This window comes from Pontibacter mucosus, assembly GCF_003054055.1.
Taxonomy (GTDB): Bacteria; Bacteroidota; Bacteroidia; order Cytophagales; family Hymenobacteraceae; genus Pontibacter; species Pontibacter mucosus.
Window position 1 is genome coordinate 76988 of sequence record NZ_QBKI01000004.1, and the last position, 12016, is coordinate 89003.

Annotated in this window: 9 protein-coding genes; 6 read left to right on the plus strand and 3 right to left on the minus strand. The window is 53.9% G+C overall.

Annotated features, from left to right (window positions below):
• Nucleotides 1–240 precede the first annotated feature (240 nt).
• The 3 genes from C8N40_RS08960 (at nt 241) to C8N40_RS08970 (ending at nt 2608) form a co-directional block, all read left to right on the plus strand.
• A complete protein-coding gene (locus C8N40_RS08960; protein WP_108211452.1) occupies nt 241–786 on the plus strand; it encodes a hypothetical protein in 546 nt (181 codons plus the stop codon).
• Nucleotides 787–805: 19 nt separating this feature from the next.
• A complete protein-coding gene (locus tag C8N40_RS08965) occupies nt 806–1207 on the plus strand; it encodes a DUF2721 domain-containing protein (protein WP_108211453.1) in 402 nt (133 codons plus the stop codon).
• 189 nt (nt 1208–1396) lie between these two features.
• Nucleotides 1397–2608, plus strand: a complete 1212-nt coding sequence (locus C8N40_RS08970) for an S-adenosylmethionine:tRNA ribosyltransferase-isomerase (protein WP_108211454.1) — start codon at nt 1397–1399, stop codon at nt 2606–2608.
• Nucleotides 2609–3489: 881 nt separating this feature from the next.
• On the opposite strand, the gene C8N40_RS08980 is transcribed toward C8N40_RS08970, so the two are convergent.
• Nucleotides 3490–4917, minus strand: coding sequence for a M20/M25/M40 family metallo-hydrolase (locus C8N40_RS08980; protein WP_108211456.1), 1428 nt, complete (start codon nt 4915–4917; stop codon nt 3490–3492).
• Nucleotides 4918–5422: 505 nt separating this feature from the next.
• Nucleotides 5423–6391, minus strand: a complete 969-nt coding sequence (locus C8N40_RS08985; RefSeq protein WP_245905073.1) for a DUF1028 domain-containing protein — start codon at nt 6389–6391, stop codon at nt 5423–5425.
• 289 nt (nt 6392–6680) lie between these two features.
• Between C8N40_RS08985 and C8N40_RS08990 the strand changes: the two genes are divergently transcribed.
• From C8N40_RS08990 to hemE, 3 genes are all read left to right on the plus strand, one after another.
• Complete coding sequence (locus tag C8N40_RS08990) at nt 6681–7487, plus strand: NYN domain-containing protein (protein WP_108211458.1); 807 nt, start codon at nt 6681–6683, stop codon at nt 7485–7487.
• A gap of 144 nt (nt 7488–7631) precedes the next feature.
• A complete protein-coding gene (locus C8N40_RS08995) occupies nt 7632–8252 on the plus strand; it encodes a MarC family protein (RefSeq protein WP_108211757.1) in 621 nt (206 codons plus the stop codon).
• 48 nt (nt 8253–8300) lie between these two features.
• The gene (hemE, locus tag C8N40_RS09000) at nt 8301–9350 is read left to right on the plus strand and encodes a uroporphyrinogen decarboxylase (RefSeq protein ID WP_108211459.1); all 1050 of its coding nucleotides are present in this window, start codon (nt 8301–8303) and stop codon (nt 9348–9350) included.
• A gap of 761 nt (nt 9351–10111) precedes the next feature.
• On the opposite strand, the gene C8N40_RS09005 is transcribed toward hemE, so the two are convergent.
• On the minus strand, nt 10112–11911 hold the full coding sequence (locus tag C8N40_RS09005) for a TrkH family potassium uptake protein (protein WP_108211460.1): 1800 nt from the start codon (nt 11909–11911) through the stop codon (nt 10112–10114).
• Nucleotides 11912–12016: the final 105 nt, after the last annotated feature.

Here is a 12016-nt window from a genome sequence, read left to right on the forward strand (position 1 = left end):
TTCCTCTTCCCTTTTTGACCTACCGCTTATATTTCATCCAATTTTTATAATCCCTACCCCAAAACACCACACATGTCTGCAGAAAAGGCATCCATCAAATAAATCCAACAGGTCAGTTTTCAGCTGCCCCTATTAAGCGCTTCTATCAATCCAATTCTCCCTGTCCTGCTTTGGCCAACAAGACGTAGCGTAAGAAAGTAGAAATCATTACTTTTGCAGTCTTGACAAACCAAACCAGCTATGAGCGCCAGAAGCTTTGAACTGCTATTAGAAACGGCTTTCGACAGCCCCACCCCCCACGTGTTTGAGGAGGGTGCCGCCACCGTGTATCAGGAGCTGGAGCGCGCGCTGCGTGAGGCTAAACTCTCGAAGGGCGCCGGCCGCGAGCATCTGAGCTTCCGGTTTGAGCGCCTGCGCCTTGGCGTGGCCATCGCCATTATAAAGGCCTTTCTGCGCCTAGCCGATAACGAGAAGAGCAAAGAGGTGCTGGAGGTGCTGCAGGAGGCGCTTACCGCCAAAAACACCCGCGAGATTGACAAGATTGTGCAGAAGCGCATCGCCTCGTTCGATAATCTGTACCACGAGATTTTCGTGAATCCGCAACGGGAGGAAATCCTGCACCTGTTTGAGCAAACGCTGGATGCCGGCACCAAGGAAGAGCTGGATGAGCTGATCCTGGACGGGCTGGATTTACTCAGCCAGGTAGACTGGAACGCGGGCAGCAACCCGGAGGAAGACGATGATGACATTGAGCCGCTGGACGAGGATTTCCTGAAAAGCCTTTAGCAGTAAAAGAGCAGCACGTATGGAAATCACCCTGACCACTCCAGCCCTGCTTTTCCCGGCACTGTCGCTGCTGCTCCTGGCCTTTACCAACCGTTTTCTGGGGCTGGCCTCGCTTATCCGCAGCCTGAAGGACCGTTACGCTACCACACGCGACCAGCGGGTTTACGGGCAGATCCGGAACCTGCGCGAGCGCCTGATCCTGATCCGCAACATGCAGGCCTTCGGCACCCTGAGCATGTTTGGCTGTGTGCTGTGCATGTTTTTGCTCTTCGGTGGATACATGGACGCGGGCAAGTATGTGTTTGCCTTCAGTCTGCTGATGATGCTCATTTCCCTGGCACTGGCCATCCGCGAAATACAGATCTCGGTGAAGGCGCTGGAGCTGGAGCTAAATGATTTGCAGGAAGATGCCGGGAAATAAACTATTTGAGTTAAGAGTGATGAGTTAAGCGTTGAAAGTGCCGGGACAATAAAAATCCCTGCGCATAAAAACGTAAACCGATTACAGTCAAACGATTTACAGGCGCCAATTCTTTATCCATACTTTAAAACAAGTTTGCCTCTACACTTATAACTCTTAACTCATCACTCTTAACTCTTAACTTCTAGTATGTCCGACCCCAAGAAGCTGGCCATAAAGGATTTTGTGTACGACCTGCCCGAGGAGCGCATTGCCAAGTTTCCGCTACCTGTGCGCGACCAGTCTAAATTGCTGCTTTACCGCCAGGGCCAGATCATAGACCATACATTTACAGAACTGCCGGCGCTGCTGCCACCGAACACGCTGCTCGTGTTTAACGATACCAAAGTGGTGCAGGCCAGGCTGCTGATGCAGAAAGAAACCGGCGGGCTGGTAGAGATCTTCTGTCTGGAGCCTGTGGCCCCGCACCGCGAGGTGCAGCTGGCCATGCAGCAAACCGGAAGCTGCACCTGGAAGTGCCTGGTCGGTAACAACAAACGCTGGAAAGGCGGTCCTGTGCATTTATACTTTGAGGGTGGCGTGTTGCAGGCCGAGCGGGAGGCGCAGCAGGAAGGCCACTTCCTTATCCGTTTCACGTGGCAGCCAGCGGAGCTAACCTTTGCTGAGGTGCTGGAGCATTGCGGCAGATTGCCCCTGCCCCCCTACCTCAACCGCGACCTCACCCCTGAGGATCATACCCGCTACCAGACTATCTACGCCAGCCAACAAGGTGCCGTGGCTGCCCCCACCGCCGGTCTGCACTTTACGGATCGGGTGATGGATGCCCTTAAAGCTCAACGTATAGACATGGCTTACCTGACACTGCACGTGGGCGCGGGTACCTTTAAACCGGTTAAGTCGGAGACGATGGAAGCCCACGAGATGCACGCCGAGCAAGTATACATCAGCAGAAGTATACTGGAGCGGCTTCTGAAGCAGCAGGGCAACCCGGTTATACCGGTAGGCACGACCAGCATGCGCAGCCTCGAAAGCATTTACTGGCTGGGGGCTAAGGTGCTGGCTCAGCCCGAGCTTCCGCAACAAGAACTGCATGTGAGCCAGTGGCAGGCCTATGAAAGTATAAACCCGCCGACAGCCACCCAGGCGCTGGAGTCAATGCTGCACTACCTGGACCGCCAGGGCACCGACCACCTGCACGCCAGTACGCAGATTATCATCGCACCGGGTTATACTTTCAGAATGTGCCACGGCCTGGTTACAAACTTCCATCAGCCGGAAAGCACCTTGCTACTCCTGGTTTCTGCTTTGATTGGCGAAGACTGGCGCAAAGTATACCAGCACGCCCTGGCGCACGACTATCGCTTCCTGAGCTACGGCGACAGTTCGTTGCTGCTGCCATAGGGTTTCAGGTTGATTAGGGGTTATACTTGTCTGAAGCAGGATTTTTAGGATTTGAGGATGAACAGGATTCTCGCAGTTACCGGGCCCAACCACCCCTGCCCCTCCTTAGCCAAGGAGGGGAGCCTGTAGTTTCTTGGGTTGAAGTATAAGTTCTATTGCTGCAGGTATCGTGTGGACAGGTCGCGATCTGTCCCTACAAAGTATGGCTCCCACCCCTGCCCCTCCTCGGAGGGGAATTTATACTTGCCACGTCCCCTGTCATCTCGAATGCAGTGAGAGATCTATCGGGAATCCTCTTCAGATCTCTCCCGAAGGTCGAGATGACAGTAGTGGCCGTAGCTATCGAACGGCTTCCCAGCCTTTGGGTGGGGGTAGGGGCCCTCGTATAAAGAGCGCCTTGTAGATTTCCGGTGCCGCTGTGGCGGCATTGCGGAGCATAGGAAATGTACACCGCGCGATGCCCTTATCGAGGGCCCCTACCCCCAAGGCGAGGCCTCCCGGCCTTGAGGGAGCCAAAGCTTGAGATGAAACGATGAGTATTTAAGTCTGGAGGATGACCAGAAGCTAGAAAGGATAGCTTGTGTCAAGTGGAAGGAAGCAGGGGCTATGGGAAGTATGGCCAAAGTCAAAAGGATGGCCTACGCGGACTCGGAAGTCCGCAGCAGAGTGGTTCCGGACAAGGATGCCCGGAACAGCGGCATAGCAAAGTATAAAGCTATAGTCATCCTATAAAGTATAGCCTTCCAAGCCAGTTGAGGCACAGGCTCAATACTATAGCAAACCACAAGTCTGTAAACTAGTGCCGTCTAGCCAAGGCTTAAAAGCAAAGAGCCGCTCCAATGAGCGGCTCTTTGTCAATGCTAGCTATACTTCTCTTATACTTACTTCTGCACTTTAGCTGTACCACCACTCAAGCCATACTCCGAAATCAGGTAAGCCAGGGAAGCCATGGAAGCGGCGCCCAGCTGCATCTCGCGGCGGTTCACCTGCTCAAACGTGTCTATCTCGGTGTGGTGGTAGTCGAAGTAGCGCTGAGAGTCCGGTTTAAAGCCAATCAAAGCCACAGAGCCCTGTCCCTTCAGCGGACCGATGTCGGCGCCACCGTAGCCCGGGGCAATGTCGTGCAGGCCGTAGGGCTCCAGCAAGGGTTTCCAGGCCAGTACTGCCTGCAGCTGCTCCTTAGAGCCATCCAGCCCGAAGCCGCGGGGCGTAAAGCCACCTGCGTCCGACTCAATGGCCGCAACATGCTTCTCTCCTTTCGCCTTGGCCACCTCGGCATACTTTCTACCGCCGCGCAGGCCGTTTTCCTCGTTCATGAACAGGACCGCACGGATCGTACGCTTCGGCTTAATGCCTAATTCGTTAAACACGCGCAACACCTCTATCGACTGCATGCAACCGGTGCCGTCGTCATGCGCACCCTCGCCCACATCCCAGGAGTCGAGGTGGCCGCCTACCAGGATAATCTCGTCCGGCTTCTCAACACCTCTTATCTCCCCGATTACATTGTAGGAAAGCACATCCGGAAGCGTTTGGGAAGTCATGCGCATGTAAAACTTCAGGCTTGGGTCATCCTTCAGCAGGCGGCTCAGCAGCTCTGCGTGCTTCGTGCTGATGGCGGCCGCCGGAATTTTCTCCACCCCGTCTTCGTAGCGTGTGCTACCGGTATGTGGCACATCCTGAATGTCGTTCGTCATGGAGCGCACCAGCACCGCCACGGCGCCCAGCTTGGCAGCCGCTACCGGGCCTCCGCCGCGCTGGTCTACCGCCTCGCCGTAGGCAGAACCCGTGTGAATGTGCGTATTATCGAAAGGCCGGTTAAAGAACACAATCTTTCCCTTCACCTTCTTCTTGCCCAGTTTCTCCAGCTCCTCAAAGCTCTTTACCTCTACCACCTCGGCAGACAAGCCTTGCCCGCCGGTGCCAACCGAACCGCCCAGCGCCAGAATGTTCATATCGGCGGAGCCTACCAGCTTGGAGTTTATCACACGGCCGATTTCCTTGTCCCCGCGCACCCAATGCGGCACCATCACTTCCTGCAGGTATACCGTGTCAAGGTTCATCTTCTCCATCAGTTGGCGGCTCCACTCCACGGCCGCGGCGGCTTGCGGCGATCCGCTCAGGCGGGCACCGATGTTCTTGGTAAGGAAGCGCAGGTTCTCATAGCTCTCGTAGCTGGTGAGGGCGTTGTCATAGATTCTCTTGATCGTGGCAGAGTCCTGGGCATAGTTTTGCGCCATGGCCGGCAGTGTGAGTACCGTAGTGGCAGCGGCCGCCAGCAGGCAGCGTAGGTTGTTTCTGTTCAGCATTTTGTAAAAGGTGAAATAGGATTTAGTTCGAGGGCTTCAATTTATGTATTTTATTTCAGAGATACTTTACTAAACCCCTCACCGTGTTGTAAAAGCTGCCCAGTATACTTTACCAGGATTAAAAAGACGAGAACGAGGACGCTACTGCCCGCTTATACTTGTAAATGTTGCGATAGGGTAAGTATAGTGACAGGATAATACCCCTATGGATTCATTTATGCGCAACGGAACTACTTACCATGTAGCGTGAATTCCACTCCTTGGAGGGGTTAGGGGTGGGTTTGATGGCAAAATTATGGCAGATGCGCACAACTAACCTGATAATGGTATAAGCCCGAAGTATAGCAAATACCTGTCACTCTGGGAGAAACCTGGTGAAAGCAAGAATTTTCCTACTGAAGCTAAGCTTTTTAAGTTTGCCCACAGGATCCTTTCAGGATGACAATAGCGGTTCGTACAGGAATAACCTTGGTTTATACTTCTCCCATACTTTACGAGGTATAACTCACTTGAGCAGCTTCTCCATTTGCTGCCGGCTCACGTCCAGCAGGCCCACCTCGGGCAGGCGCGTGGTCAGCTCGCGCCAGTTGGGGTCTTTCTTGTAGATTTCGCGCAGCAACCTGGCGGCCTCGTCAATCTGGCCGTTGTTGGCCAGGCTGATGGCGTGCCAGTACTTCATCTCCAGGTTATTGGGAATCAAAGACTGGGCCTTGCCATACTCCTGCATGGCCTGCTGCACCTGTCCCTTTTCGATGGCCAGGTCGCCGGCGTTCATGTGCTCATAGGCCCGGTGCACCTTCAGCAGGCGCTCGAGCTCCTCCAGGGGCTGCTCATGGTCGTCCACGCGCAGGTCTATGGTGGTATCGTCCCAAGGCTGGTTGCTGCGCTGCCCCTTCACCACCACCAGCGCCGCCGACTGCTTGCCGCGTATGTCGCCGCCCTCCTGCTCGGCCGCCTGCATGGCCAGCAGCACGCGCTCGGCCAGCGGCTGTCCCTCGCTCCGTTCAAAAGCCTTTGCCATGGCCGGCCATACTTTGTCGGTCAGCATCATGTTGGCCTGCACCGAGAAATTCCTGCCTGAGATGTGCCCGGCGTAGCGGATGCACTGCTTGCCGGTGTGGGTAGCCACGTTTCCTTGAGCATCAAGTATGGCCACCTGCCGCACCTCGCGGGCCTCGTCGTCAGCCAGAAGTATAGCCAGTGCCTCCTCAGGTGTTTTGCCCTGCCGCAGCAGCTCCAGCCCGCGCGGCCCAAACGACTTGTTCGTAAAAGACTGCGTGGCTACCGCGCCCACACCCGCCTCTGCCCAGGGCACCACCGTGCCCACCGAAAACCAGTGGCTTTGCACGCCCACGGCCATCTCGCCGGTCTTGGGGTCGCGGGCCACTATCGAGTATGTGTGGGCCAGCGGCTCCTCGGCCTTAAACACCTGCGCCCTGGCCGGTCCTACCAAGGCCAACAAGGATACTCCCATCGCTAAAAGTGTGGTTTTATACTTTTTCATATGGATGATGTATACGTGGTTAAACACAGGCGCGCTGCCACTGGAGCAGGCGATAAATTAAAAATTACTTTCGGTAACCATATTATAGCTACATTTATAGCAGGCTGAATATCAATTTAAAACAAATATAAGTTTTTAAACTTTAGCGCCGCCCGCTTTTCTGCTGCTACAACCTCCCTCATAAATAGCAGTATAACTATGTATGGCGCTCTGAAGCCAAACCCGGAAGCATTTTGCTCCCATCCCTAAACCATTATAGATGAAGAACCTACCCAAAAACAATAAGATTGACAAAATGGCGATGCTGATTGACGGCGACAACGCCCAGCCCAGCCTGATTGCCAAGCTGCTGGCCGAGGCCGGCAAGTATGGCGCCCCCACCATCCGGCGCATTTACGGCGACTGGACCACCCCGCAGATGAACGGCTGGAAAGAATGCCTGAACAACCACGCCATACAACCCATCCAGCAGTTCCGTTACACGGTGGGCAAGAACGCCACCGACAGCGCCTTGATTATCGACGCCATGGACCTGCTGCACTCCGGCCTGGTGGATGGCTTCTGCATCGTATCCTCCGACAGCGACTACACCCGCCTGGCCACCCGCATCCGCGAGGAGGGCATTTTTGTGATGGGCATTGGCCAGCGCAAAACCCCGAAGCCTTTCGTAAATGCCTGCAACGTGTTCATCTTCACCGAGAACCTAACCGGTAACATCGAAGAAAAAATAGACCAGGCCGAAAAGGTAAGCGACAGCGCAGGGCATTCACAACGCCCCAACCCGGTGCCGCTCCTGAAAGAGGCCTTCGAGATGTCATCGGATGAGGATGGCTGGGCGCACCTGGGCATGATGGGCACCAGCCTGCGCCAGCTCGACCCCAGCTTTGACCCGCGCACCTTCGGCTACGGCCAGCTGCTGCAACTCATTGACGCCTACAAAGACATTTTCACCATCCGCAAGGAGGACGACAAAGGCCGCTCCGCAGTGTATGTGAAGCGTAAGGAGACCCGTCGTCGCCCTGTTGCCCGTAAGAAAGCAACCGAGGCCGCTTCCGACATCAAGTAAGCCCGCCTCTAACGTATGGCTTCCGCTACTGAATCCAGGCAAAAGCCATACGTTAAAATTTATACTTGTTAACCATCTCACAACAGCCCATTAACCAAGCCTTAACTTTCGCCCGCTAGTTTTGTGGCCGCTACCACCGAAACTATGGAACTAGTACTGGCTACTTTTACGGCGCTCTTCACGGTTGTTAACCCGTTCGGGGCCATGCCTGTGTTCATCACCCTCACCCGGGACGACACGGCCGGCAACCGCAACCAGCAGGCCCTGCGTGCCTGTATCTACATGGCGCTTATACTTGCTGTCTTTTTTGTGGCCGGGCAATACGTGCTCAATTTCTTCGGGATAGGGCTCACAGATATCCGGATTGCGGGCGGGCTGATGATTATGCGCGCCGGTTTTGGCCTGCTCACCAGCAAATCGCACCAGGGCAAAAAAGTATCGAAAAGTGTACTGAAGGAGAGCCTGGAGAAGGATGACATTTCCTTTACGCCCCTGGCGATGCCGATGCTCTCGGGGCCGGGCTCCATTGCCGTCAGCATCGGCATGTTCTCACCGGCCCTCTCCTACCCGGATATCAGCCTTATACTTGTCTCCATTGCCCTGGTGGCCGCCGTTACGTTTGTCATACTTGTTTTCTCGCACCAGCTGGTAGGCTATATGGGCAAAGCGGGCTTATCAGCCTTGTCGCGCATCATGGGCTTCATTGTGCTGTCTATCGGGGTAAACTTCGTGACCACGGGTATACTTTCGCTGTTGGGGAAATAGGGTGCCTGCCTGCTACCTTTGACAGGGTAAATTCCGTATCTTTGTAACATGCAACTAAAGAATGATCTGCTTTTAAGAGCTGCCCGGGGTGAGGCTGTGGAGCGCACTCCCGTTTGGCTAATGCGCCAGGCCGGCCGTATTTTGCCTGAGTACCGTGCTGTACGCGAGAGTTTGAGTGGTTTTAAGGAGCTGGTGGAAACGCCGGAGTTTGCCGCCGAGGTGACCATACAACCGGTGGACATCCTGGATGTGGACGCCGCCATTATTTTCTCCGACATCCTGGTGGTGCCCGAGGCCATGGGCTGCACCTATGAAATGATCGAGAAGCGTGGCCCCATCTTCCCGAACACAATACGCTCTGAGGAGGATCTGCGGAAACTGCGCGTGGCTGATCCGCACGAGCACCTGCACTATGTGCTGGATGCCATCAAGATCACCAAAAGAGCCCTGAACGGGCGCGTGCCGCTCATCGGCTTTGCCGGCGCTCCCTGGACGATCCTGGCCTACATGGTGGAAGGAAGCGGCTCGAAGACATTCTCGCATGCGCGCGGTATGCTGTATACCAACCCCAGGCTGGCACACCAGCTGCTCCGCATGATCACCGACACCACCATCGCCTACCTCAAGGCGCAGGTAGAGGCTGGTGCCAACCTTATCCAGATCTTCGATTCCTGGGCAGGCATCCTTTCACCGGCGCACTACCGCCAGTTCGCCCTGCCTTACATTAGCGAAATATGTAACGCCATCCGCAACGTACCGGTAACGGTGTTTGCCAAGGGCGCCTTCTTTGCCATGGAAGACTTCAGCAAGCTGAACTGCGAAACCATCGGCGTGGACTGGAACATGGAAGTGAGCAAGGTGCGCCAGCAGGTGGGACCGAACAAAACGCTGCAAGGCAACATGGACCCATGCCTGCTTTACAGCTCTTTCGAAACCATCCAGGATGAGACCATCAAAATGCTGAAGGAGTTCGGTCCGCACCGCCACATCGCCAACCTCGGCCACGGCGTGTACCCTGACACAGACCCTGAGAAAGTGAAATGCTTCGTGCAGACGGTGAAGGAGTTCAGCCCGGTACTGAGGAGTGAGGGAGTTTAGGAGTTTAAGAGTTAGAGAGTTGGGGAGTTAAGTCTCCTAAAGTATAAAACATGAGCGGCTGGCCTTTAAGTAGTGCCAGCCGCTCATGTTTTAGAATGTGCCAGAAGTATGGTAGATCGCACCTTGTGGTTGCGCATGAAGGTGGCGGCTATACTTTATACTTTGTCAGAAACAGGATTTTCAGAATTATAGGATGAGCAGGATTTCTGCAGTGCCGGGTCCAACTACCCCTAGCCGCTTAGCCAAGGAGGGGAGCCTGCTACTACTTTAGCTAAGGTATGAGCTCTGTAGCTTCAGCTTAACCTTCCTTTTACACAGTTCCATTTAGGATGACAAAAAGGAAAAGCTCAGACTGTAATGGTGGCACAAGAAGCAGTAAGAACAAGCTCCCCTCCTTGGCTAAGGAGGGGCAGGGGTGGTTGGAGCCGGTGCTGCCTGGCGTATACTTCTCTTCATACCGCAAGATTAGCGTAGCGCAACTCGTAGTTGCTTTAGCAGCAGTTTGAAACTGCTTTGCTTTGAAAAAGCAAAATTGCGACAGCTTTGGCTATACTTTATACTTTGGTTATGCCTGATTGAAGTATAAAATATGTGCTAATGTATACTTTTCTGCTCGTGCAGAAAGCAAGTTACAAACTTGCCTCATACACAGCCACAAGTTACGCTATCGCTAAACTTGCGGCAGAAAGTATAAAGGCAAAAAACTGCATCCCTGCTTTTTTAACTTTTTAACTCTCAAACTTCCAGACTCCTAAACTCCCTTATCCGACCGGCAGGTGGGAGTCAGGATACTTATAGGCGGTAGAGGCAGCCCGCGTGCTCAGCGCCAGGGCCAGGGTAAGAGAGCCCACCCTGCCGATGTACATCGAGAGGATGATGATGCTTTTGCCTACGTCTGAGAGTCCTCCCGTTATCCCCGTGCTGAGCCCCACCGTGGCAAAAGCAGACACCTGCTCAAAAGCCAGGCTAATGATATCGTACTGCGAGTCTGAGATTGAAAGCACGAAGATGAACATGATGTTGAAAATGGCCGCAAACGTAAATACGGTAAAGGCTTTATAAGCCACTGAGTGCGGTATGGTACGCCGCCCGATCTCCAGGTTGCGCTTGTTGCGCACCGTGGTGGCCACAGCAAAGAGTATCACAGTGAAAGTAGTAGTCTTTATGCCGCCGCCGGTAGACCCGGGTGAGGCCCCGATAAACATGAGGAACATGAACATTATCAGGGTAGGGGCATTTAAGGCAGAGATATCTACGGTGTTAAAACCGGCAGTTCGGGTAGTGACCGACTGAAAAAAAGAAGCTATTACCGCCTCGGCAAAGGTCAGCTTAGCAAGGGAGTTGTAGTACTCCAGCAGAAAGAAGCCCACTGTTCCAACTGCCAGGAGCACGACCGAAGTATAGACAACAACCCGGGTGAGCATCTTCCAGTTCTTCCAGGGCGCGTTCATGCGTGCCCGCATTGCAACCGGCGAAAAGATATCGATTATCGCGGGAAAGCCCAGCCCCCCAAAAATAATAAGCATGGCCACAACCAGGTGCAGCGTGTAAGACAGCCGGACAGGGCTGGTGTAGAGCCCCTCCGGGAAAAGCGAGAAACCGGCATTGCAGAAAGCAGACACCGCATGAAAAACAGAAAAGAAAATCTTGCTGCCCAGGTCGGTAAACTGCACTTCGTTCCCCCAGGTCATAAAGATCATCACAGCGCCAATACTTTCTATCGTGAGTGTGAGGTAGATAAGCTTCCGAAGGAGGCCCTTGGCAGAGAAAAGCGATTCGCTTTCGAGCAGCTCGTGCATGGCTACGTGCTGTTTTACCCCCACGCCCTGCCGCATTAAGGACGCAAAGAAGGTGGCAAAGGTAAGTATGCCCAGGCCCCCCATCTGTATCAGCAGCAGTAACACCACCTGGCCTGAGAAAGTAAAATAGGTACCGGGATCCACTACGGCAAGCCCCGTAACGCAGGAAGCGCTGGTGGCCATGAACAGAGCGTCTATAAACTTCATCCCCTCTGTGGTGGTGGTCATTTTGGGCAGCATCAGCAATCCGGTGCCCAGCAAAATGAGAACGATGAAGCTGAGCAGGAAGGTAACAGAGGGTTTGAGCTGCAGTGTTTTCAGGTGTATTCTGGTCTGGATCAGCTCCACTGTCAGGAACACGAGCATGTATAACGATACGCTTACCCGGTACCACTCCACCGACAGCGGGATGCCCATACTTCCGAAGACATCGTAAATCAGCGGGATCCCGAAACCATAGGTAAAGAGCTCGTTCAGGAAAACAATTGCCATCAGTACCCCCTCAAACCAGGTCCGTTTCAGGAACTTAGCCCGCTCGAAAGCATAAAGGATGCGTAGGATGTATATAATCACAAAGATGGCCAGTATGGCATCAATACTCCTGAACAGTATGTTCAACTGCTTGGGGTCCTCTACCACACCGTGCGCCAGAATCAGCAGGCCGATTGACAGGATGGAAAGGCTATACGTAGTGCCCCGCATCAGCTTGTATGCGGTTAGCTTACTGCCGTAGAGCGCCCTGTTTAACGCCTCTGTATTCATACGCGCTTACTTTTTCTTACCGATAATACTGCCACTGCCTGCTTTATACTTTGCCCATAGCCTCGAAGCCAGCAAAACTATAACAGGATTTACAAATGCCCTTAC

Excerpts from the sequence above, each read along its gene's own strand:
- C8N40_RS08995 (WP_108211757.1), top strand. The coding sequence starts at position 7,632 with ATGGAACTAGTACTGGCTACTTTTACGGCGCTCTTCACGGTTGTTAAC.
- C8N40_RS08980 (WP_108211456.1), bottom strand. The coding sequence starts at position 4,917 with ATGCTGAACAGAAACAACCTACGCTGCCTGCTGGCGGCCGCTGCCACT.
- hemE (WP_108211459.1), top strand. The coding sequence starts at position 8,301 with ATGCAACTAAAGAATGATCTGCTTTTAAGAGCTGCCCGGGGTGAGGCT.
- C8N40_RS08970 (WP_108211454.1), top strand. The coding sequence starts at position 1,397 with ATGTCCGACCCCAAGAAGCTGGCCATAAAGGATTTTGTGTACGACCTG.
- C8N40_RS08965 (WP_108211453.1), top strand. The coding sequence starts at position 806 with ATGGAAATCACCCTGACCACTCCAGCCCTGCTTTTCCCGGCACTGTCG.
- C8N40_RS08985 (WP_245905073.1), bottom strand. The coding sequence starts at position 6,391 with ATGGGAGTATCCTTGTTGGCCTTGGTAGGACCGGCCAGGGCGCAGGTG.
- C8N40_RS08990 (WP_108211458.1), top strand. The coding sequence starts at position 6,681 with ATGAAGAACCTACCCAAAAACAATAAGATTGACAAAATGGCGATGCTG.
- C8N40_RS08960 (WP_108211452.1), top strand. The coding sequence starts at position 241 with ATGAGCGCCAGAAGCTTTGAACTGCTATTAGAAACGGCTTTCGACAGC.
- C8N40_RS09005 (WP_108211460.1), bottom strand. The coding sequence starts at position 11,911 with ATGAATACAGAGGCGTTAAACAGGGCGCTCTACGGCAGTAAGCTAACC.